The organism is Mesorhizobium sp. ISC25, from assembly GCF_042295465.1.
GTDB lineage: Bacteria > Pseudomonadota > Alphaproteobacteria > Rhizobiales > Rhizobiaceae > Mesorhizobium.
Genome location: NZ_CP135441.1, coordinates 1,833,704 through 1,856,409, shown reverse-complemented (window position 1 = coordinate 1,856,409; position 22,706 = coordinate 1,833,704). Strand labels below are relative to the sequence as shown.

The window sequence follows — 22,706 nt, the reverse complement described above, 5'->3', positions numbered from 1 at the left end:
GCAGCAGCAAGAAAGGGCGCCTTCCGCCGACACCGCGTGAGTGTGTGCGAAGCTCCAGCGGCAGGGTTAATCCCGGCCAAGCCTCCAGCATCTGTTTTGGCCTTTAGAGGGCAGTCGCGCTGATGGATTAGCTATGGCGCGTGCCGACCACCAACAGCTCTTCGATCTCGCGCGCGGAAGTCACCCCCGCCTGAACCAGTATGTCGAGAGGATCAACCAAGGCCTTTACCTGGCTGGAATCCAGCACTTCCGTTGCGTCATCCGAGAGAACATCCTTCAACCAGCGGCATACCCTCCCGCCAATGTCGTGGCTGACCCAGAAGCTCGTGTCAGGCCCATACGCCGAGCACCACGCTCCCAAAGCCTCAAGCAAATACGGCAATAGTGCGGGACGGCGTGAGGTCTCGATGAGGTCGAGAAACAAAGCAGCCAGATAGCCTGAACTGGCAGCGCCTGTGGCCAGGCCGGTAAGCGTCGGCATGACCGCTTCGAGACCATCCCAATTGTCAGGAACGCTCGGACGACGTGTTTGCAGGATGCCTGACCGCTGGAAGAACATGGCCGTCAGCGCGTCGGCGGCGTGTACCTCGGTGGTAAATTCCTTCCTCCAGTTTAGTTGCCGATAATTCCGCGTGCTCTTCAACCGCTCGGCCAATGCGGTCCGCATAGCCGCCGGATAGGCGGGCTTTGTCGCATTGGAAGACAGCACGGCCCGATCGAAGCCTCTGAGCAGGCCGGCCATGCCGTCATGGAACGCCTCATCGCCGAGTTCGGTGATGGGCTGGACGAAGCTCTTGACGACCTCTTCTTGCGGCAGAGCCGCACACAGGATCCCAAGATAGTCATAGAACTGCGCGTTCCACGTAAATGGCCGGCCTTCAGATTCTCGCTCACCATCTTCCGACGCGTTGGCCGCGAGGGTCCATGCCATCAGATGCTCCGTGAGCGGCACGAGCCAGTCCGGCAACGTGCCAACGGTCAATGGAACCAAGTGGGCTACGATTTCGCCCAATCGCTGCTCGCTGGCGTAGGCGTCAGGCGGTTCTGCATGCCGCTTTCGGGGCTTCTCCACCGTAAACCCAGGCAATTGGAGATAACGTTTGGGCCGAGTGAGCCACGCTGGCAGCGTAGGCCAGCCCGGTTCCTCGCCTTGGCCGGAAAGCCAAGCGAGCTCGGCGGCAACAGCGTTTCCGACCCTTTGGGCATGCGCCTGCTCAACTGCCCGTTTGTCCGGTTCCGTATCGCGGCGACGCGGATAGCTTGAACTCGCCAGCATGATGCGGATGATTGCAGGTAGGATCCTGTCCGTCTTCCAATTAACGAATGCACCGCCGAGCGCATTCGTAACCGGGAGGCCGGGATTAGCGGCCAAAGCCAACAGTTTGTCCCGCACAGTGACGGTCGGATTCTCGCGATAAATGGCGATCAATCCGAGTGCTGAGATTGCGACCTTGTCGTAGACGATCTGGTTATTGCCGTAGCTCTCCCGAGCGGGTCCCGCAGCAGCTCGATCGAGAACCTCCTCCGCCCAATGAAGGATTTCAGCGCGGTCATCTCCTCGGTAATCGCGCGCGGCGAGCGCTGCGGCCATGACAATTGCGCGGCGGTCCCACTCGGCGTCAAACTCATCGCGGTCGGTATCTTCGGAAACCGGGGCGAGGTCGTCGGGCTGTTGCTTCGCCCACGTAATGCCATCCGCGACAATCTCCGGCGTGGAGCGTCCCGGATCGGTCAAGGCGAGCTCAATACTGGCACGGATGTTGAAATGCCGAGTGCTTGCCGCCACCTCTGCGTTCTTTTCAGCGATCAACCGCTGTTCGTCCGGGTCTGGTACATACTCGACAAACTGCACCGTTGAACCATCTGCGTTCACATGGCTTCCAGACTGCCAGTTGATCCGATCCATCATGCGCGCGGCACGGTTTGCCAGCGCACGCAGGCCGTGAAGCGGATCCTCGTCACCTGACGGTCGCTGCGAGATTTCACTCCTGGCTTGTTCAAGCGATCTCCGAAGCGCGTCGGCCAGCTCCGGTTCGGCATGGAAGACGTAGTATGGGAAACCGTTCAACAATCTGCTCTTGCGGGAGCCGCGTGCCTCAAGATCGGCACGTTTCACTTTCGCTGTCGTCGGCTCTCGTTCAGACGCGAGAAAGCGGTCGACGCCAGTGATATCCCGAACGTGGCGATGCTCATCGAGCTTAAGAAGTTCGGGGGCTGCCGCCAGTGGCCACGCCACGTCGCGGAAAATCGGCCAGTGTGACAAAACGACGTCGACGGCCACCGCCAGGAAGGCAAAGCTTGAACCATCAAAATATCGTCGAGGACTTGCCCTGGAGCCACTCCCGCCTCGATCCTGCTATGGCCCCACGCCTCCAATGCCATCAAAGCCGACGTGGTCATGCTGCTCGGAACAGGGACCCGTGGCCAGCCATAAACGCTGGCATCGCCCTCGAATGATTTTGAGCCGTCTGGAAACGCGATCATGATCCGGGGGAACGGCACGCGTTCCTTGGCGTATTGTTTGCGAAGCCAGTCTGTCGCATGTTCAACGATGCGGCGCACCAGCCGCAAGCCTTCATCGGGCGCCTGTTCGAGGATTTCGAGGAACGGACCTTGGCTTGGCGACGCTGGCATAAACAGGTGCTCATGAATGCCGAATGGCCTCAAATCCCGAGAACTGCTGTAAAAGTCCCGCCGTTTTGGCTTCTCAATCACGCCGCCAAGGAAGAAATCCACGAATTCGGCCGGCGCAGCCTTGGCAAGGGCGCCACGGCCCTTCAGCAGAGCCTCGAACTCTCGGTGAATCGTCTCGCCGGCATTCAGGGTCGCAAGGTATTTTCTTGCGGCCGCCGGATTGACCAGTGCAAAGGCACAAGCCGTCATTCGGACGAGCGCATGCGCATCGGTGATGTGCGGGATTGTCACGAGTGGCGGGATCTCCTCTCCCTCCCGAAACATGCGCGGTCGCACGGCCTCGTCGATCAGGGCGAGCCACTCGAACAGGATGGCAACAACCTCGGCATTTATGGGAAGCTGGAGCATATGGGTCGCCATCAGCCAGGCTCGGAAGGCGGTGGCGACTTCCGGGATCGTCGGCTGCGGAAGCGATCGGGCATTGAGTGCAAGCCACGCAATCAGGGCTACCCATCCACGCCCCGTCGGATATACGAATTCTCTGGCTCCGGGCGGAACTGGCTGACTTGGCTGCGCCTTTGCAAACACTTCGGCGTAAGTCTCTGTCTCGGCAATGATGATCAGCCGGACTACATCACGCAACACGCGGCCATCGTCCGCAAGCAGTACCTTATTCATTGACTGCAAGTACTGCGCAAAACGCTCTGAGCGCGGTAGGGCGAGCAGGATTGGTCGCCGCCAACTACCGTGCACTGTGTCCCCCGACACCAATTGGAGAAGGTTCTGCCATCGAGCCCCGATCTCGTCGCCCTCCAGAGCAACGCGGGCAGCCATTTCCAGGCCACGGGACAAGGCCGCTGGCAAAGGGGCATCCTTCGCCAACGCCTCAATCCGTTTTGAATCCTCGTCCAGCATGAAGCCGAGGGTCCAATCCCGTAGGACATCGTGCCGGAATGCGACTTCTGCGCCGCGGATTTCTTCGCGGATGGCATCAAGGCGCAGCAGTTCCGCCACCACGGCGGAATCGAGGCTGTCGGCCTTCGAGGCGACAAGCGTCGGCTGCGCCAGAAGATCGGCTCCCATCGCGCGCAGCGCTCTCAAGCGCCCCCACCGGCCGGAATCTTCACCGCGACCGCCGCCGTAATTCCACCAGAGACGGGCCAGGTCAATTTCAGACGAAATCTCGGCCTGCTGTCCGGCGCTCAACACAACCATACGCGAGAGGAAGAACAGGTTTCTGGCAATGCTCTTGGCCGGATGGTCTTTCTCCAAGAGAACGGCGAATGCCGCGTTCTGCTCCGACAGTTGCTCGGCCTCGTCGTCTGAGATGTCCGGGACTTTAAGCACCGCCATATCCGGCAACAGTGCCGGCGGAAGCACCGTCTTCCAATCCGAACTTGCTTCATTGCTCGTTACGATCGCGTGCCAGCCTGGGTATTTCGCGGCGGCGGCCAATAGGTCGGTGACGGTCGCCCGCTCCTTCCCATCGTCGACCTGGTCGATATTGTCGATGAACAGCGTGGTACCACCACCCGCTCCAAGTTCATTGAAGAATTGGTCCGAAGGAACGGTGCAGCCGATTTCATGGGCCATCCGCGGCCAACCACCCGGCACGATGCGCCCGTTCCGCAGGACGATGATGCGTCCCTCTGGTCGCAGAAGCTCGGCCAGGTGCTTCAAAACGGACGACTTACCGGCGCCGGGAGCACCCACAATGTTAAGAACGCGCGTCCGTCCCAGCGCCTCACAGGCTTCTTCAATCAGCGATGTCCGGGCGAGCCGCACACCGCCCACCTCGTTGCCGATCTCGCCGAGCGCCAACTGGGCGCTATCGGCCAGGAGGGCCATCGTCCCTTTTAGATCGGCGGCATCGCCAAACCGGAACCCCTCTTCGGCTGACAGTTTGCTGATTACGTCGGCTCGCGTGCGCGAGCCGCTTCCCCTGGCTGAGGCTTCTGCGTCAACGATCAGCTGGGACCAAAGATCGCCCGCTCGGCTGGCCTGGTCAGATGCCAGCACAAACCGACACCGTTCCCGAGCCCTGTGCTCATAGTCTGATCCCGCGGATTCAAAGTCGAAAACGAGTACCTGAAACCGGCGCAGCAAACGCCACACCGTTTCATCGTCAGTTGGCGCCCCATGCCGTTGAAGATTGTCGGTGAAGACTTTGACGAAGCCTCGCATCGGGTCGGAAGCGAAGCCTTTCCGTCTGATATTGGCCATAAAGGAGGCTGCGTCCGGCCGCTGCCGTGCCCAGTGCAGCACCTCCTGTACTGCTTGCTCAATCAGCGTCGTCGTGCGCGCGATGGCCACGGCCGTCAGATATCGTTGGGTCTCGAACTCCGGCTTCTGCGCCGCTTTCCACACCTGTCCGACAACGTCCCCAAATTCGCCATCGCTTGCAGTGAACGTCAGCGTTCGCTTCGCCTGGATTTCAAGCGTCGCCTTCGAGCCATCCGCATTCGTCGCATGTATCACGATGTCGTCAAGCGGATGTCCGGCAATCCTTTGCTGCAGGCCGACTGACTGTATCGTTGCGCCAACAAGGCCGCGCGGCTCACCGCCCGCCAGCATGCAGAGGGTAAAAAATGCCCCTACCCGCACCTCAAACTGCCCGCCAGCATTGGCGCTGGCGGCGGGAGGAGCGATCCGCGATTCGTTTTCATCCGTCACAACCCATTCTGTTCTTGATCTGTTCGAGACGCAAGCCACAGAGTGGATTTAGCGGATCGAAATCCAAATCATGGCGCCCGATGTCCAGCCAACGCCCGCCAAGCAGCCGGTCACCCTCCGCGAGGTGGCCGCCGCCTGCGTCAGCGTCGCCACGGCCTCGAAAGCCCTGAACGGGCAGGGGGCGGCCGAGACGCGGACCCGAATTCGCGAGACGCCGCAGCGGCTTGGCTTCCGTCCGAACAACCTGGCGCGTCGGCCCGCTGACCAACGACCTGTCGCCGCGCCTTTGTGACGGGCACCGCCCTCATGAAGCAACGCTGATCTCTGACATCATCGTGCGATGCCAGCCGTCGCGCGAGCGGATCCGGCTAACGCCACCAAAGCGGAACAATCCGGCAGCCGGCGGGTTTGTAGGATGAAGGGCGATTTGTTTCGGAGGAAGATTAGGATGAAACGCGTCCTTACCCACCATGCGGTACGACTCATGCTCGGCGGCGTAGCCGGCTGCCTGCTCACGGTCGTCGAGATTCCCAACCCGATCATGCCGTTGTCGCTTGTGTCCGAGGCAAGGGCTGCCACCGAGGTTTCGATCAGCACGTTCTACGAAGACCTGTCTTCCTATGGTGATTGGGTCTCGTATCACGGAGCGTCCGTTTTCGTGCCGGCTGATGTACCTGACGATTGGCGTCCGTATACCGTTGGACACTGGGCCTATACCGAGCAGTATGGCTGGCTGTGGGTATCCGACGAGCCATTCGGCTGGGCGACGTACCATTACGGCCGGTGGGGCTATGCCGACGATATCGGCTGGTACTGGGTTCCGGGCACTCGTTGGGCGCCAGCATGGGTGAGTTGGCGTCGTGACCGGGAGCACGTGATTTGGGCTCCGCTGCCGCCGCGCCGCGATCCGGATCTGATTTCAATCGAGGTGACGTTCGACACGACGCCGGATTACTACTGGGTTGTGGTCCCCACCCGCGAATTCCTTGTTGTCGACATTTCTACCGTCGTTATCCGTGATGAGCCGGAATTTGTCCGCATCGTGGAGGCGGCCGAGCCGGTCGGCGACGTGACGATCCAGAACAACGTGGTGATCAACAAAGTCATTGACGTTGATGTGATCGAGAAGGAGACGAACCAGCAGGTGACTGCCGTCAAGGTCAGCAAGACCGACGTACCCGAGCAGTCCGGCAAATTGGAGAAGGATACGGTCAAGGTCTTTCAAGGTAAGGTGAAAGCCGATCCCGATGCCAAACCAGCTAAGCTCAAAGACATCGAGGAGGTGAAGCAGGTTCAGGCTGGCCGCAAATCGAAGCCGACCGAAGGCGCAGCAACGACCGAACAGGCCAAGCCGGAAAAGACCGCCAAGCCTGAGAAGCCGACGACCAAGGAGCAGCCCGCCGCGGAGCAGCAGCAGACCGAGCCCGGGCAGGCGGCCAAGCCTGAGAAGCCGAAGACCAAGAAGCTGCCCGCCGCCGAGCAGCAGCAGGCCGAGCCCGAACAGACGGCCAAGCCTGAGAAGCCGAAGACCAAGAAGCTGCCCGCCGCCGAGCAGCAGCAGGCCGAGCCCGAACAGACGGCCAAGCCTGGGAAGCCGAAGACCAAGAAGCTGCCCGCCGCCGAGCAGCAGCAAGCCGAGCCGGAACAGGCGGCCAAGCCTGGGAAGCCGAAGACCAGGAAGCAGCCCGCCGCCGAGCAGCAGCAGGCCGAGCCGGAACAGGCGGCCAAGCCTGAGAAGCGGAAGGCCAGGAAGCAGCCCGCCGCCGAGCAGCAGCAGGCCGAGCCCGAGCAGGCGGCCAAGCCCGAGAAGCGGAAGGCCAGGAAGCAGCCCGCCGCCGAGCAGCAGCAGGCCGAGCCCGAGCAGGCGGCCAAGCCTGAGAAGCCGAAAGCCAGGAAGCAGCCCGCCGCGGAACAGCAGCAGGCCGAGCCCGAGCAGGCGGTCGAGCCCAAGCCACAGAAGAAGAAAAACAAGGCGTGCGATCCGCAGACTGAGAGCTGCTAGCCGTACGGGTAGACTGCGGCACCGCGATTATTCGATCGCGGTGCCCGTCGTGGACCCAGGGCATACATTCGCCGTTGCCTGCCCGAACATGCCTTTAACCAGGCCATTCCCTCTTGCCATCCCCAAACCCTTCCCCTAATCTCCCCCTTGAGAAAACCTTTTCCCAACTCGCCCCGCAGCCGCTGACCTCACCATTCAGCACCGCGCAGGACCATAAGAGAAAAGCTTTTCTCAATGGGGAGGATCGATATCTAAATCATGGCGTCCGACGTCCAGCCAACGCCCGCCAAGCAGCCGGTCACGCTCCGTGAAGTGGCGGCCATTGCCGGCGTCAGCGTTGCCACGGCCTCAAAGGCGCTGAACGGGCAGGGGCGCATGACGGCCGAGACGCGGACCCGGATTCGCGAGACGGCGCAGCGGCTTGGTTTTCGCCCGAACAGCCTGGCGCAGAGCCTGCTCAGGCGGCGCTCCTTTACCGTCGGACTGTTGACCAACGACACCTATGGCCGCTTTTCGCTGCCGCTGATGGCCGGCGTTTCCGATGCGCTGGTCGATGCCGGCGTCTCGGTGTTCCTGTGCAATGTCGAGGACGACCCGCGCCTTGCCCAGCTGCATGTCGATGCCATGCTCGACAAGCGCGTCGACGGCATCATCGCCACCGGCAAGCGTATCGACCGCCATCTGCCGGTCAATCTTGCCAATCTCGGCATTCCGGCGATCTACGCCTTCACCGAGCCCGATCCCGGCGCCATCGCTTTTGTGTCCGACGATGCCGGCGGGGCGCGGCTGGCGGTCGAGCATTTTTGCCGGCTCGGGCGGCGGCGCATCGCCCATGTCAGCGGTCCCGCGAGCTTTGCCGTGGTGCATGCCCGCGCCGAGGCCTATCGCGAGGTGCTGGCCGAGAACGGCCTGCCGGTCATGGAGCCTTTGCTCGGCCCGTGGTCGGAGGCTTGGGGCCACGAGGCCGTCAAGAAGTTGTTCGACGGCGGCGACGGCGCGCGCGAAAAACCCGATGCGGTATTTTGCGGCAACGACCAGATCGCGCGCGGCGTCATCGATGCCTTGCGCGAACGCGGTATCGGCGTGCCGGCCGAGGTCGGCGTCATCGGTTTCGACAATTGGCAGATCGTCGCCGAGGCGACGCGGCCGCCGCTGACCTCGGTCGACATGAATCTCGCAGCACTTGGCCGCGAGGCCGGCCTTGCCCTGCTTTCGCTCGTCGGCGGCGAACCCGCTCTGCCGGGCATCAGAAAACTGCCGTGCCGGCTGGTGGTGCGTCAGTCATGCGGCCGTCCGCCGGACGGCTGAAACGAAACGGGCCGTATCGACAGTACCCGTTTGGGAGCGCGGCCGAGTTAAAACCATGTGGAGGAGAAGCATGAGAACCACCATTACCGGGCTCGCGATCGCCGCGAGCATTTTGGGCACACTGGCAACGGCCGGCTCGGCCGCCGCCGACACCGCCAACATCTGGGTTCGCGCCGACGGCTCGAACTTCATGCCGCGCATCGTCGATGCCTTCAACAAGGGGCATCAGAACCAGATCAAGCTCGACATCATCCCCAATGCCGAGATCATCCCGAAATACGGTGCTGCCGCCGCCGGGGGCACGGCGCCCGATGCGCTGTCGCTCGACCTGATCTACACGCCGTCCTTCGCCGCCGCCGGCCAGCTGGAGGACATCACCGACTGGGCGAAATCGCTGCCTTATTTCGCCAGCCTGTCGCCGGCGCATGTCAAAACCGGCACCTATAAGGGCCGCATCTACGGGCTGCCGTTCTCGGCCGATTCCTCGGTGCTGATCTGGAACAAGAAGCTGTTCAAGCAGGCCGGCCTCGACCCGGAAAAAGGCCCGACCAACTGGGCCGAGATCGAAGCCGACGCCGAAAAGGTCAACGCGCTCGGCGGCGACATCAAGGGCTTCTATTTCTCCGGCAATTGCGGCGGCTGCAACATCTTCACCTTCACGCCGCTGATCTGGGCCTCGGGCGGCGACATCCTCACCGAGGACGGCTCCAAGGCGACGCTGGACACGCCGCAGATGCGCGGCGCCATCGACCTCTACCGTTCGATGGTCAAGAAGGACCTGGTGCCATCAGGCGCGCAGACCGACACCGGCTCCAACTTCTTTGCCGCCTTCGCCACCGGCAATATCGGCATCTCGCCGTCCGGTGCCTTCGCCATCGGCGCGCTCAACACGCAATATCCCGATATCGACTACGGCATCACCTTCCTGCCCGGCAAGGATGGCAGCTGGTCGTCGTTTGCCGGCGGCGATAATTTCGTCGTCACCAAGGGCACCACCAAGGTCGCGGTGGTGAAGGAGTTCCTCGATTTCGCCTATTCGCTCGAGGGCCAGACCATCCTGGCGAAATACGGCAGCCTGCCGGTGCGCGGCGACATCGCCAACGAGGCGCTGAAGGATCTCGACCCGCGCTACAAGGTCGCCGCGGAGGCAATGTCCAAGGGCCGCACGCCCTATTCGGTGGTGTTCAACGACCTGATCAACTCGGCCAACGGTCCGTGGAACCAGATGATGAACGAGGTCTTCTTCGGCGAAGACGTCGACGGCGCCATCGCCAATGCGCAGGAGACCATGCAGTCGATCATCGATTCGGCGCCGCAGAAGTAAAGCGCCCACCTCCCCCTCGAGGGGAGGTCGGACCGAAGGTCCGGGTGGGGTCGTTGCGGCAGTGCTCGACGTTCTTTTCTGTTGGCGCACTTCGCAGGCGACCCCACCCCCGGCCTTCGGCCGGACCCTCCCCTCAAGGGGGAGGGGGACGTCCCACTAATGGAAGACCGGCATGACCACCATCACAGCAATCTCCACCCCGGCGCGTCCCCGCAAACTCGTCGGCGCCGGGCGCCGGCAGTGGATCGGCCTGCTCTATGTCGCGCCGGCCGTCGCCCTTGTCGTCGTCTTCTTCATCGTGCCGCTTTGCATGACCGCCTGGATGTCGCTGCACAACTGGCCGCTGATGGGGACCCACAGTTTCATCGGCCTCGACAATTACTGGGCGATCCTGCGCGATACCCGCTTCTGGAACGCGCTGAAGTTCACCGGCTACTACACGGTGGTGGTGACGATCGCGATCTTCGCCGTCGCCTTTCCGCTGGCGCTGTTCATCGAAAGGCCGCGGCAGCTGACCGGTTTCTACCGGACGTCCTTCTTCATGCCGGCGGTCATCGGTTTCGCCTCGGCGAGCCTTTTGTGGTCGTGGCTGCTCAACGTCGATTCCGGCCTGTTCAGCCCGGCCGCTTTCGAGCTCGGCTTGACCGAGAAGAAATTCAACCTGCTGGCGACCTTCCAGCCGGCCTTCTGGTCGATCATCGCCATGGTCGTGTGGAAGGTGGCGGGCTTCACCATGATCATCCTGATGACCGGCCTGCAATCGATCCCGCCGGACCTGCAGGAGGCGGCGATGATCGACGGGGCAGGGCCATTCGCGCGGTTCCGGGCGATTACCTTGCCCTTGATGCGCCGCACGCTGGCGCTGGCGCTGATCCTGTCTGTGGCCGGCTCGATCCTCGCCTTCGACCAGTTCTACATCATCCTGCGCGGCGGCCCGCGCAACCAGACGCTGACCGCCGTCTACTGGATCTTCAACCAGTCCTTCGTGTCGTTCAAGCTCGGCTATGGCGCGGCCCTTTCGATGGTCCTGCTGGTCATCCTGGTGGCGCTCAGCCTGATCCAGCTGCGGCTGCTGCGCCAGCACGAGGGGGTCGACTGATGGCGCAGGCCCGCAGCCGCAAACGCCGGATAGGCATGCAGATCGCCGAGCATGCGACCGGCATCACCGCATCCATTCTGTTCCTGGCACCGATCGCCTGGACGGTGCTTTCGGCCTTCAAGCCGGCGCAGGAGGCGCGCCAGCCGCCGCTGCCGCCCTGGCCGACCAGCGGCATCTCGCTCGAGAACTACGCCACGCTCAACACCTTCGGCGATGGCCTCTGGCTGCCGGCGCAAAACAGCATCTATGTCTCGGTCATGACGGTGGTGCTGTCGGTGATCGTCAGCGTGCTCGCCGGCTACGGTTTCTCGCGCTTCCGCTTTCCGCTGAAGAACCTGCTGTTCGTCGTCATCCTGTCGACGATCATGATCCCGTTCCAGTCGATCCTGACGCCGATCTTCCTGGTGCTGACCAAAATCGGCCTGCACAACACACTGACCGGGCTGGTCTGCGTCTACGTCACGCTGCAGCTGCCGTTCTCGATCTTCATGATGCGCAACGCCTTCGACGCGGTGCCGCGCGAGATCGAGGAGGCCGCGCGCATGGACGGCGCCAACAATGTCACCATGCTGCTGAGGGTGATGCTGCCGCTGGTCTGGCCGGGCATCGTAACCATCGCGCTGTTTGCCTTCCTCGGCGCCTGGAACGAGTTTTTGGCAGCGCTCGTGCTGATGACCGACCAGTCCAAATTCACGCTGCCGATCATGATGACCGCGCTGCAGTCCGGCCGCTTCGGCGCCATCGACTGGGGCGCCGTGCAGGCGGGCGTCACCGTGATGATGGTGCCGTGCCTGGTGCTCTTCCTGCTGCTGCAGCGCTTCTACATCCGCGGCCTGATGGCAGGGGCCGTGAAGTGACCAATCGAACCGAACCGGAGTAAATTGATGACCGCATCGCAATCCGCCAGTCAGGGCGCCAAGCCGAAACTCGCCTTCCGCCCGCTCCCGGTGCCGCAGGTCGACGTGCGCGGCTTCTGGGGCGACCGCGTCGATGCCGTCGCCAGCAAAACCGCCGGCATCCTCTACGATCGCTGCGTCGAGGCGCGCATGCTCGAGCAGATCGACCCGGACCGGCCGTCGCCCGGCGTCGTCATTCCGTTCCACTCACCCTCGCCCGACGAGGCGGCCACCGCCGGCAACGAGTTCACCGGCTCGACGGTGACGACGCAGATGTTCTGGGACTCGGATTGGGGCAAGACCATCGAGACCGCTGCCTATTCGCTCTACCGCCGCCGCAACGACGAGCTCGAAAAGAAGATCGACGCCGTCATCGACATGTACGGCAAGCTGCAGCAGCCCGACGGCTATCTGTCGAGCTGGTACCAGCGCATCCAGCCGGGCCTGCGCTGGACCAATCTGCGCGATTGCCACGAGCTCTATTGCGCCGGCCATCTGATCGAAGGCGCCGTCGCCTATTACCAGGCCACGGGCAAGCGCAAGCTGCTCGACATCATGTGCCGTTATGTCGACCATATCGCCGAGAAATTCGGTCCCGAGCCCGGCAAGAAGAAGGGCTATTGCGGCCACGAGGAGATCGAGCTGGCGCTGGTCAAGCTGGCGCGGGTGACCGGCGAGCGCAAATACATGGAGCTTGCCAGATATTTCATCGATCAGCGGGGCCAGCAGCCGCATTATTTCGACGAGGAGGCGCGCGCCCGCGGCGCCGACCCCAAGGCCTATCATTTCAAGACCTACGAATACAACCAGTCGCACAAGCCCGTGCGCGAGCAGGACAAGGTCGTCGGCCATGCGGTGCGGGCGATGTACCTCTATTCGGGCATGGCCGATATCGCCACCGAATATGGCGACGACACGCTGCGGGTGGCGCTCGACCGGCTGTGGGACGATCTCATGACCAAGAACCTCTACGTCACCGGCGGCCTCGGGCCGTCGGCGCACAATGAGGGTTTCACCGCCGATTACGACTTGCCCAACGACACCGCCTATGCCGAAACCTGTGCTTCGGTCGGCCTGGTGTTCTGGGCAAGCCGCATGCTCGGCATGGGTCCCAACACGCGCTACGCCGACATCATGGAGCGGGCGCTTTACAACGGCTCGATCTCTGGCCTGTCGCTCGACGGCTCGTTGTTCTTCTACGAAAATCCGCTCGAAAGCCGCGGCGCCCACCACCGCTGGAAATGGCATCGCTGCCCGTGCTGCCCGCCCAATGTCGGTCGCATGGTCGCCTCGATCGGCAGCTATTTCTACGGCCTATCCGACGACGCGTTGGCCGTCCATCTCTATGGAAACGGCACGGCTCGTTTCAATATCGCGGGCAAGCAAATAGAGCTCACCCAGACCAGCAATTATCCCTGGGACGGCGCGGTCTCGTTCTCCGTCGAACCGGAAGCTCCGACCGCGTTCACCTTGCACCTGCGGCTGCCGGGCTGGTGCCGCAAGGCCACGCTCAAGGTCAACGGCGCCGATGTCGATCTGGCTGCTGTCACCAGCGACGGCTACGCCGCGATCCGCCGCGAATGGCGCAAGGGCGACCGCGTCGAGCTCGACCTCGAAATGGCCGTCGACCGCCTCTACGCCAACCCGCAGGTGCGGCAGGATATCGGCCGCGTCGCACTGGCGCGCGGCCCGCTGATCTATTGCGTCGAGGAGACCGACAATTCCAGCCAGCTGCACCGCATCGCTCTGCCGCGGACGGCCGACATCGAGACGCATCAGCAGCCGAACCTTCTGGGCGGCGTCGTGACACTTTCGGCGGTTGCCAAAAAGGAGGCTTTCGAAAACTGGGAAGAGGGGCTCTACCGCACCGAGCCGCCGGCGATCGAGGAAGCAAAAATCACCGCCGTGCCGTATTTCGCCTGGGACAACCGCGACCCCGGCGAGATGCTGGTCTGGCTCAGGGACGAATAAAGCCCGACGGCGGCGCCCGACCGATCTCCTCGGCCACAAGCTCCTGCAGCTGCCAGAGATTGCGGTCGCGGATGCCGCACGCGTCGAGATGGCGAATGGTCTCGAACAGATATTCGGCGCCCGAACCCCAATGGCCGACGGCCGTGGCCAGGGTCGCCGCTATCGCTCGCTTTTCGAGCTTGCCGGCATAGCGCGGATTGGCGGGGTCGACAACGAAACCAAGCGCTTGGCCCATGCCGTCGCCCGTCCTGACCTGCAGCCAGCGCGGCACGTTGACGGCCGGCAGGATGGTCATCTCACGGCGCAGCAGCGCCTCGAGATTGGCCGCCACGGGCTCGGCGATCTCGAACACCATGCCCTGGCATCGGCCGCCGCGGTCGAGCGCCATCATCAGGCCGGGCTGCTCGACGGTGCCCCTGAAGCGTTGCACCGTAAAACAGAACGAACGGTGCCAGCCCGTCGCCACGGCCCGTTCGCCACCCCTGACCTCGCCGGCCGGCTTCCACAGCAGCGAACCATAGGCGAACAGCTTCACCGGCCCGGCCGGCGCGCCGGCCAGCACCTCGTCGCGAATGCGCGCGTAATCGGCATCGGTCATGTAGACCATGCCCGGTGTCGGCCCGGCGTCCTCGACCGCCCGCAAAGTGCGGGCGACCAGCGCCTCGGTCAGCGCCATCGGTGACTTGCGCGGCGCCGACCGACGCCTCGATCCGGCGGAAATAACCTTGCTCATCCTCATGCTCTCAGCTTTGCCGCCATGTTGCCGAAGGCTGGAGGATTCTCAAGGGCCGAGTACACCGGCGCGGTACCGAACCGGCCGGCGGTGGAAGAAGCGGAGGTCACCGCCGTGCCGTATTTCGCCTGGGGCAACCGCGACCCGGCGAGATGCTGGTCTGGCTCAGGACGCCGGATGGGTATCGCCGACTGAGGAGCGCTGCATGCCTTGAATTCGCCGGGGCGCGCGTCATCTAGCTTTGAGTGGCGCCAGCCATTTGAACGGGTGGAGGCAGATTTTGGCGCTCGAAGCTGTCGCGCGTCCGAACGCCGGTCGCCGCTTTATTGCGGTAGCCGTCGTCGCGGTGCCGTTGGCGTTCGTCGTCAGTGGACTGGCCATCCGCTATGCCGCATTCGCTTCGGTCTCGTCGGAGGCCGGCTTCGCGGCCTACGCCCAGGCGCTCTGCCGGTGGGATTGCGCGTGGTATGTCGGCATTTCCGAACACGGCTATGAGCGCTTTCCCATTCCAGGCCAGAGCAATGTCGGACGCTGGGGCTTCTTCCCGCTCTATCCGATGCTGGTGGCGGCCATCCGGTTTATTTTCCCTTTCCCGACCATCCTGGTCGCATCGATCACATCGATTGCGTGCAGCTATGCCGCCTGCCTGGTGGCGTGGCCGCTGCTCGAGAAGAACATGCGCGCCTATGTGCTGTATTGCGCCTTTCTGCTCAGCGGCCCGTTCTCCTATCACTTCACGACTTTCCTGACCGAACCTCTTTTCGTGCTGCTGACGTCGTGCGTTTTTCTGGCGCTCAAACGCTCCAGCTACCTGGCTGCGGGACTGTCATCGGCTCTCCTGTCGGCAACCAGGCTCGTCGGAGTGCTTGTCGTATTCGCGACCGTCATTCAGATGTTCAGGGACTACCGCGCCAAGGGCGGGCCGACGCTGTCGTTCCCGCGTTGGCTGCTTGGCCGACCGGACCTGCTCGTCGCAATTCTCATTTCGCCGGCCGGTCTATTCGCCTACATCCTGTTCCTCTATCTGACCGTCGGCGACGGCTTTGCCTTCCTGCACGTGCAGCGCGCGTTTGGACGGGTGCCGGGCAATCCGCTCGCCTTTATTTGGGACGGGCTTTCGGCCGTTCCGACAACTGGATGGCTGCCTACGGCGCCGCAATGGAGCGCGCTCGCCGCACTCATAGGACTGGCGCTATCGGCGGTTCTGGCGGTTCGCAGGCAGTATGGCGCCGCGTTGTTCTGCGCCTGCTGCATCATCCTGCCGCTGATCACGAACCTGGCGTCGATGGTCAGATACGTCGTCGGGCTTGCGCCTCTGACAATGTTGCTAGCCATGCTGCTGTCCGTGTCGAAGCTGACTTATCTCGCGGCTCTGGGCCTCTTCCTAAGCGCCTGTTATTTCATGACCGTGGCATGGATCGGAGGCTATCTTGCCCTGGTCTGACATTTCGGGCCGGTATCAGCGCGGGGCCAGGCTTGGCGGCTACGCGCTGGCGGCGGTTCTGGCGGGAACAGAAATCGTCATTCTTGCGCTTGCTCTTAATCCGAATGTCAACGCCGATTATCGCGCCTATTACATTGATCGGACGACGACCTGCCTCAATCGCGATGCGGTCGGCAGCTATACCCTAGGCGAGACCGTATCGTTCCGGTCCGACGGAGCCAAAAAGACAGCCGGAATGAGGGTCTGCGGCTGGTCGGGACCCGTTGCCGACGGCACCCATTCCCTGGGCGAGACCTCGCGGCTTCGCCTGAAGATACCGCCGCTCCGCGACAGCGTGACGGCCACGCTGCAAATGGCCGCCGTCATTCGCCCGCCGCAGGTCACGCAGCGGGTTATGATTTCGGTGAATGGCGTTCGGGTGCATGCGGTGACGCTGTCCGGCAAAGAGCCGCGAACGGTCTCGTTCGTCGTTCCAACGGCGGCCCTCGCCGAGGTTAGGATACTCGATGTCGCCTTCGACTACCTCGACGGCATTCCGCCAAGTCCGGCCGCCAGCAACATCTACAAGCGCGCCATCAAATTGTTGTCGTTCCGGCTCGATCCTATTGAGCCGGGTTAGGGCAGGCGATCGCGTTGCTGACCCGGTCTTCGCTGCGCAAAAACCCAGCGATCGAGCACGAGAAAATTGACCGCCGGAACAAGCAAGCATGTAACCAGAATGGCAATGATCGGCGGCAGGCCGAGTTTGGCCGTCAAAAGCGCCGGCGCCGCGTAGGCGACGGCGAAGCCTGTCGCCGTCAGCAAGAAAAAACGCGGAGCTTCCGATCGATGCGATCCGCTCGACGCGAAGGTCACGAACTTATGCGCGAGATAAGAAAACAGGGCGGCTGCGGTGTAAGCCGCGAGCGAGGCACCGACCGGCGAGAGGCCGAACCGTTGCCATTTTACCAAAGCGGTGGCCATCACTGCATAAAGGATCGTTGCGGCGATGCCGACGGACCCGAAACGCGCCAGCAGCCTCAGCCCGGCGTCGCTGGTCGAACGGCGCTCAGACATGCGCACTGCACGCATACTGCGCTCCAAGCGGCAAAGGCGCGAATACCCGCTCGACTCTTCTGGCGAAAGTCGTTGCCGACGGCAGCAGCAGGAAATGCTCGGATCGGATGTCCGTGAAGCCGGCCTGCTGAAACAGGGACGCTGCGTTGGCGGAGTTGAGCAGGACCGCGTCGTGGTCGAACGGACACCGGAACACAGCAAGGCGCGTCAGTGGATTGTAGGGATTGTGCTCAATGATGCAGGCGACGCCGCCCGGCCGTACGACGCGCCGCATTTCCAGGAAGAAATCGAGCCAGGAGGAGGGCGGAACGTGATGGACGACGCAACTGGCGAAAGCCAGATCGAACGTGCCGTCCTCGTAGGGCAGGCTCGGCGTGGTACAGGCCCTGTAGGTCACACCTGGATTGTCCTTGCCGGCGCGCAAAATTGATTGCTCCGACACGTCGCAACCATCGAGGCTGTCGAAAGCGCCGTCGAGGTGGGGGTGAAGCGAACCGACGCCGCAGCCGACATCCAGCGCTCTTACAGCCGACCCACCCTGCCGAAGCTTTCGCTCGACCACCAGACGCCGCAGCAGATCCGCCTTGGCGACAAGGAAGAAGTCGTGGCTGAGTCCGGAAAACCGGATGGACCCTTCGACCGCCTCGCCATAGTGGGATTTATAGCTGTCGAAGAGTTCGGCCATTGGCGGGGACTCCACTCCTGGGCTTGTGAAACGACCGCCGGCGCTCACCGGAGGCGGCACGCATCGCCTCGTCGAAGCCGGTGAGCCGATCGATCACATAAAGCGGGCGGCGTTTCACCTCGGCGTGGATGCTGCCGACGTAGAGTCCGACCACGCCGGTCATGAAAAGATTGATCCCGCACAGGAGCGACACGATCACCACCGTGGATGTCCACCCAGCAATGATACCGGTTTCAAAAAACCAGGCAAAAATGGCGTAAGCGCCAAAGGCCCCCGCAAGCGCGGAAATGGCCAATCCGCCCCAGAGCGCCAGGCGCAACGGCTTCTCGGAGAAGCTGACGATGCCGTGAACTGCGAGGTGCATCATTTTCCAGAATGGGTATTTGGTCTGGCCCAGGGTTCGCGCGTGGCGCTCAAATGGCACAGCCGTCTGCTTGAAGCCCATCCAGCCGAACATGCCCCTGACGAAGCGGTCATGTTCAGGCATACGCTTGAAGGTTTCCAGCGCCTTGCGGCCGACCAAGCGGAAGTCACCGACGTCGCGCGGAATATCGACCGAGGTCATTTGCTCCAGCAGTCGATAGAATAGACTTGCCGTAAAGACCTTGAACCAGGATTCGCCCTCGCGCTTGACTCGGCGAGCATAGACGATCTCAAAGCCTTCCTTCCACTTAGCCACCAGATCGAGAACGACTTCCGGCGGGTCTTGCAGGTCGGCATCCATGACGATGACGGCATCGCCCGCAGCGGCGTCCATACCGGCGGTAATCGCCACCTGGTGGCCGAAGTTGCGGGAAAATTCGATCAGCCGAAAGCGCGGCTCGGCGGCGACCACTTGTTGAAGGTATTCGACGCTTCCATCGACGCTTCCGTCATCGACGAAGATGGCCTCCGTTTCGCCGTCCAGCCTGCCGATAAGCGAACTGATGCGCTCGATAAGCCGAGGCAGCACCTGTTCTTCATTGTATATGGGCAAGACCAGCGAATAGCGCGGCGGTGAGCTGTTCACCGTCATTCCAGCCCCTTGGACCAAAGACTCTCGCATGCGGTTGAAAATGGAACGCAAGCTACAAAGTTCCAAGGGCACTTAAGAAACTGCTAATTTAGCTAATTCTGAAGGCGATACCGGTCCTCGAGGAGGACTGAAGGGTGTCGTGGTGACGTCGGACGTCCGCATCGAAGCGTGGAATTATCGGTAGGCTGCCGGCGCGATCGGCCTGAAGGGAAGCAGCCGCTGAGGCATAACCCTTTGACCGCATTGCCTGCTCCCGGACTTGCCGGTTGAAGCAGCGCTACGGGTGACCTGAGCGTGCGGGCCGACCGCTTTTGCTGCATGTCAGACATGGCTCATGGAACATGGTCGCCGAGCCCGGCCGAGTATCGCGCTTGCAAGGCCGGCGAGCGTCCTGACCGGCAACCTATCGTACCGGGCTGGGCCTAAGCTGGCCGCAGCCGGTACGACACAACGCTTTGCCGGCCTGACGAAGACCGCCGTCAAGCAGCCGGCCGGATGTTTTGGTTCACCCGGAAGAGGTTGTTCGGGTCGTATTTTCTCTTCAGCGTAGCCAGGCGCTCGTAGTTGTCGCCATAAGCCGCCTTGATTCTTGCATCGCCCTCGTCATCCATCATGAAGTTCAGGTAGGCGCCACCCAGATCGAACGGATGCACGGCCTCCCAGTAGGCCTTGGTCCAGCGTGTCACCGGCCCCGCTTTCTGTGGGTCCGGATCGATCCCGGCGATGACCATCGACCAGGTCGCATCACGGTAATTCCAGGGTGTCTCGTCTCTGCCGACGCGATGGACGGCACCATCGATCGGATAGAGGTGCATGAGCGATAGCTCGCTCGGTGTTTTCGCCGCCTGCTTGAGATGAGCGTCGATCGCCTCGTCGGACAGCGTCTTGACAAAATCGCCCCTCCAATACCACTGCATCCCCTTCGGGTAGAGCCCATCGAACATGCTCTGCACCGCGGGATAGGGCATCGTTCCCATCCAGTTGAACCAAGGCGCGGGCAGCGCATCGAGCAGCGGGGCCAGCGCCTCTCTGCCCTTTTCCTCCGGGCCATTATAGCAACACATCAGCAGACACATCCGCTTTCCCCAAAACTCTTCGGGGAACGGTGCGCTCGACAGGATGGTCTTGAGCCCGAGAAAGATCCCGAGTTCTTCGGGCGCGTTCGGCAGGAACTCGCGATAATGCTGCATGATGGTACGGGCGTGGCGCTGATCCCATGCGATCGGCCCCGCAAAGACCATGCTGACCTGGTGGAGCTTGAACACAAAGCTGGTGACGATGCCGAAATTGCCGCCGCCGCCGCGAAGCGCCCAGAACAGGTTGGGGTTCCGCTCCTTGCTGGCGGTGACGAAGCTTCCGTCGGCAAGCACGACATCGGCCTCGACGAGATTGTCGATGGTCAGGCCATATTTGCGCGTCAGATAGCCGTGACCGCCGCTCAGCGTCAGTCCGGCGACCCCGGTGGTCGAGATGATGCCCGCCGGTACGGCCAGGCCAAAAGCATGCGTGGCGTGGTCGAGGTCGCCCTGAGTGCAGCCCGGGCCTACCCGCGCAGTACGGGCATCCGGGTCGATGCGCACGCCGTTCATCGCCGACAGGTCGATCACCAGACCGTCGTCGCAGCTCCCCAATCCTGGCCCGTTATGGCCGCCGCCACGTACCGCAACCAGCAAATTGTTGTCGCGGCCGAAATTCACCGCTGTGATCACGTCGGCGACGTCGACACAGCGGGCGATGATCAGCGGCCGCTTGTCGATCATGCCGTTGTAGAGCTTGCGGGCCTCGTCATAGCTGGCGTCGCCGGCGCGGATGACTTCGCCCCGCAGGCTTGCTGCGAATTTGGTGATGTCTTCATCGTTCATGACATTCCTCCCTGTTATTGGACCTGTCGGCCGGCCGACGAAACGCTAGTCCCGTCCGCTGCTCCCGCAAATGTCACATCGTCCATTTCTGTTGCCCGATCGTTCAGAGTAGGATTAGACCGGATGGGCAGTTGCTCGGGCGGCTGTATTGCCGGATAGTTCGAGATGCCTGGCCGAAAAATCGTTGTCAAAGGGAGTAGCCGATCGTTTCCGGAGGTGTAGTGCATGGATGTCCTTTCCGATGTGCTCCGAGCCGTTCGCCTCACCGGTGCGATCTATTTCGACGTCGACGCTAGCTCTCCCTGGGTCGGCGAGTCGCCGGGCACGGCCGACATTGCCGCCGCCATCATGCCGGAGGCAGAGCACATCATTTCTTTTCATGCCGTGATGTCGGGCTCGTGCTGGGCCGCGCTGGGAGACGATTCGGTGCCCCCGGTGCTCGTGAACGCCGGTGATGTCGTTGTCTTCCCCGGTGGTGTTCCGAATGTGTTGAGCTCCTCGCCCGGGGCGCGGGGCGAACCCAATATGGCGATGTATTATCGGCCGATAGACGAGAGCCTGCCGTTCGCGGTGATCCATGGTGGCGGCGGAGACGAGCGGACCCGGTTCATTCGCGGGTATCTTGGCTGCGATGCGCGTCCCTTCAATCCTCTCCTCGCCGCGTTGCCGGCCATCCTGTGTGCCCGCAAGCCCGCCGATGGAAGCAGCTGGGTTATCGACCTTTTTCGGCTGGCGCTGGCAGAAGGTGGCAGTGGGCGGGCGGGCTGTGAAACGATCCTCGCCAAGCTGAGCGAGCTGATGTTTGTCGAGATCATCCGCCGCCATCTCGAGACCCTCCCCGATGATTCGCGCGGCTGGCTGTCAGGCCTACGGGATCAACACGTCGGCGAGGCGCTCCGGCTCATCCACGCTCGCCCCAGGGAGGAATGGACGTTGGACCGGCTCGCCCACGAAGTAGGGCTCTCGCGCACGGCGTTTGCGAGCCGCTTTACCCACTATGTCGAGGTCTCGCCCATGCACTATCTTGCTCGCTGGCGTCTGCAACTGGCAGGACGTTTGCTCGAACGGCCCGAAATGAGCATCGCGCAAGCGGGTGCCGAGGTCGGCTACGAGTCGGAAGCCGCCTTCAATCGCGCCTTCAAAAAGTTCGTCGGCATTCCACCTGGCACTTGGCGAAAGGGACGGTCGACGTTGCTCGAGGCTCAAAGATTGGCCGCTGGCATCGTCCAATAGGAAAGAATTGGCAGGGCGTTGACGCTTCAGTTTGCGTGCCGCGTCGACATCGTTCCAGAGTTCGAAACCCGCTGGCGCAAGCCGTGGCTACCGGTCGCGTCGAGGCGTTCGGCGAGGCGTTTCCAACCGCCGCCGCACTCTAATCCTTCGCGCGCTCGACATAGGCGGCATCGGCCGTCATCACCACCACGCGGGTGCCGGCGCTGATGTGTGGTGGCACCAAAGTACGCACGCCGTTGGACAGCGTTGCGGGCTTGTAGGACGACGACGCCGTCTGGCCCTTGGTCACCGGCTCGGTCTCGACCACCTCGAACGTGGCGCGTTGCGGCAGTACCAGCGAGATGGCGATGTTGTTGTATTGCGAGATCTGTACCGGCATGCCTTCCACCAGATAAGGCGCCATCTCGCCGACCACGCTTTCCGGCACCGCGACCTGGTCGTAGGTCTCAGGGTTCATGAAGTGAAAGCCTTCGCCGTCGCGGTAGAGGAACGTGTGCTCGCGCTCCTCGACATAGGCGCGCTCGACCTGCTCGGTGGTGCGGTAACGCTCGGAAACCTTTACCCCGTCGGAGATACGCCGCATGTCGAGCTGGGTGACCGGCGTACCCTTGCCAGGATGAATGTTTTCGGCAAAGAGGATCACATAAAGCTTGCCGTCCTTTTCGACGACGTTGCCTTTGCGTAAGGAGCTGGCGATGACCTTCACGGGTTTCCATCCTGATAAAATTTGTTGGCGCAAATCGGCTGGAGAGGCCGTTGCGTGCGGCCTAG

17 protein-coding genes and 1 pseudogene are annotated in these 22,706 nt (G+C 62.5%); 10 read left to right on the top strand and 8 right to left on the bottom strand.

Annotation, left to right across the window (positions count from 1 at the left end; all coding sequences use genetic code 11):
* Positions 1 to 127: 127 nt before the first annotated feature.
* On the bottom strand, positions 128 to 2,116 hold the full coding sequence (locus RQ479_RS09405) for a hypothetical protein (protein ID WP_376704881.1): 1,989 nt from the start codon (positions 2,114 to 2,116) through the stop codon (positions 128 to 130).
* A complete protein-coding gene (locus RQ479_RS09400; protein ID WP_376704880.1) occupies positions 2,113 to 5,307 on the bottom strand; it encodes a hypothetical protein in 3,195 nt (1,064 codons plus the stop codon). The genes RQ479_RS09405 and RQ479_RS09400 overlap by 4 nt, the downstream gene beginning before the upstream one ends.
* A gap of 70 nt (positions 5,308 to 5,377) precedes the next feature.
* On the opposite strand from RQ479_RS09400, the pseudogene RQ479_RS09395 reads away from it, so the two are divergent.
* The 7 genes and pseudogenes from RQ479_RS09395 to RQ479_RS09365 form a co-directional block, all read left to right on the top strand.
* Positions 5,378 to 5,560 (top strand): annotated as a pseudogene (locus RQ479_RS09395) (LacI family DNA-binding transcriptional regulator); the annotation flags it as partial.
* Positions 5,561 to 5,647: 87 nt separating this feature from the next.
* Positions 5,648 to 7,309 (top strand): DUF6600 domain-containing protein, encoded by a 1,662-nt coding sequence (locus RQ479_RS09390; RefSeq protein ID WP_376704879.1) that lies wholly within the window; start codon positions 5,648 to 5,650, stop codon positions 7,307 to 7,309.
* A gap of 258 nt (positions 7,310 to 7,567) precedes the next feature.
* Positions 7,568 to 8,617: a LacI family DNA-binding transcriptional regulator gene (locus RQ479_RS09385; protein ID WP_376704878.1), complete on the top strand. Its 1,050-nt coding sequence runs from the start codon at positions 7,568 to 7,570 to the stop codon at positions 8,615 to 8,617.
* A 70-nt stretch (positions 8,618 to 8,687) separates the two neighbouring features.
* Positions 8,688 to 9,941 carry an ABC transporter substrate-binding protein gene (locus RQ479_RS09380; RefSeq protein WP_376704877.1) on the top strand — a complete coding sequence of 418 codons (1,254 nt, stop codon included), beginning with the start codon at positions 8,688 to 8,690 and terminating at the stop codon, positions 9,939 to 9,941.
* Between the two features lie 172 nt (positions 9,942 to 10,113).
* Positions 10,114 to 11,040 carry a carbohydrate ABC transporter permease gene (locus RQ479_RS09375; protein ID WP_376704876.1) on the top strand — a complete coding sequence of 309 codons (927 nt, stop codon included), beginning with the start codon at positions 10,114 to 10,116 and terminating at the stop codon, positions 11,038 to 11,040.
* On the top strand, positions 11,040 to 11,897 hold the full coding sequence (locus tag RQ479_RS09370; RefSeq protein ID WP_292661655.1) for a carbohydrate ABC transporter permease: 858 nt from the start codon (positions 11,040 to 11,042) through the stop codon (positions 11,895 to 11,897). Before RQ479_RS09375 ends, RQ479_RS09370 begins: the two co-directional genes overlap by 1 nt.
* Positions 11,898 to 11,924: 27 nt before the next feature.
* Positions 11,925 to 13,907 carry a glycoside hydrolase family 127 protein gene (locus RQ479_RS09365; protein ID WP_376704875.1) on the top strand — a complete coding sequence of 661 codons (1,983 nt, stop codon included), beginning with the start codon at positions 11,925 to 11,927 and terminating at the stop codon, positions 13,905 to 13,907.
* On the opposite strand, the gene RQ479_RS09360 is transcribed toward RQ479_RS09365, so the two are convergent.
* Complete coding sequence (locus tag RQ479_RS09360; RefSeq protein ID WP_376704874.1) at positions 13,894 to 14,640, bottom strand: gamma-glutamylcyclotransferase; 747 nt, start codon at positions 14,638 to 14,640, stop codon at positions 13,894 to 13,896. The genes RQ479_RS09365 and RQ479_RS09360 overlap by 14 nt on opposite strands.
* A 280-nt stretch (positions 14,641 to 14,920) precedes the next feature.
* Between RQ479_RS09360 and RQ479_RS09355 the strand changes: the two genes are divergently transcribed.
* Both RQ479_RS09355 and RQ479_RS09350 read left to right on the top strand, forming a co-directional pair.
* Positions 14,921 to 16,084, top strand: a complete 1,164-nt coding sequence (locus RQ479_RS09355) for a hypothetical protein (RefSeq protein ID WP_376704873.1) — start codon at positions 14,921 to 14,923, stop codon at positions 16,082 to 16,084.
* Entirely contained in the window at positions 16,071 to 16,703 is a 633-nt protein-coding gene (locus RQ479_RS09350) for a hypothetical protein (RefSeq protein WP_376704872.1), read from the top strand. The genes RQ479_RS09355 and RQ479_RS09350 overlap by 14 nt, the downstream gene beginning before the upstream one ends.
* Here RQ479_RS09350 and RQ479_RS09345 read toward each other — a convergent pair.
* From RQ479_RS09345 to RQ479_RS09330, 4 genes are all read right to left on the bottom strand, one after another.
* Entirely contained in the window at positions 16,700 to 17,047 is a 348-nt protein-coding gene (locus tag RQ479_RS09345) for a GtrA family protein (RefSeq protein ID WP_376704871.1), read from the bottom strand. The genes RQ479_RS09350 and RQ479_RS09345 overlap by 4 nt on opposite strands.
* Positions 17,048 to 17,132: 85 nt before the next feature.
* Positions 17,133 to 17,825: a class I SAM-dependent methyltransferase gene (locus RQ479_RS09340; RefSeq protein WP_376704870.1), complete on the bottom strand. Its 693-nt coding sequence runs from the start codon at positions 17,823 to 17,825 to the stop codon at positions 17,133 to 17,135.
* Positions 17,800 to 18,840, bottom strand: a complete 1,041-nt coding sequence (locus RQ479_RS09335) for a glycosyltransferase family 2 protein (protein ID WP_376704869.1) — start codon at positions 18,838 to 18,840, stop codon at positions 17,800 to 17,802. Before RQ479_RS09335 ends, RQ479_RS09340 begins: the two co-directional genes overlap by 26 nt.
* Before the next feature lie 479 nt (positions 18,841 to 19,319).
* Complete coding sequence (locus RQ479_RS09330; protein WP_376704868.1) at positions 19,320 to 20,702, bottom strand: FAD-binding oxidoreductase; 1,383 nt, start codon at positions 20,700 to 20,702, stop codon at positions 19,320 to 19,322.
* A gap of 225 nt (positions 20,703 to 20,927) precedes the next feature.
* Between RQ479_RS09330 and RQ479_RS09325 the strand changes: the two genes are divergently transcribed.
* A complete protein-coding gene (locus RQ479_RS09325; protein WP_376704867.1) occupies positions 20,928 to 21,935 on the top strand; it encodes an AraC family transcriptional regulator in 1,008 nt (335 codons plus the stop codon).
* Positions 21,936 to 22,074: 139 nt separating this feature from the next.
* Here the strand turns inward: RQ479_RS09325 and efp are convergent, their stop codons facing one another.
* Positions 22,075 to 22,641: an elongation factor P gene (gene efp / locus RQ479_RS09320; RefSeq protein ID WP_376704866.1), complete on the bottom strand. Its 567-nt coding sequence runs from the start codon at positions 22,639 to 22,641 to the stop codon at positions 22,075 to 22,077.
* Positions 22,642 to 22,706 lie beyond the last annotated feature (65 nt).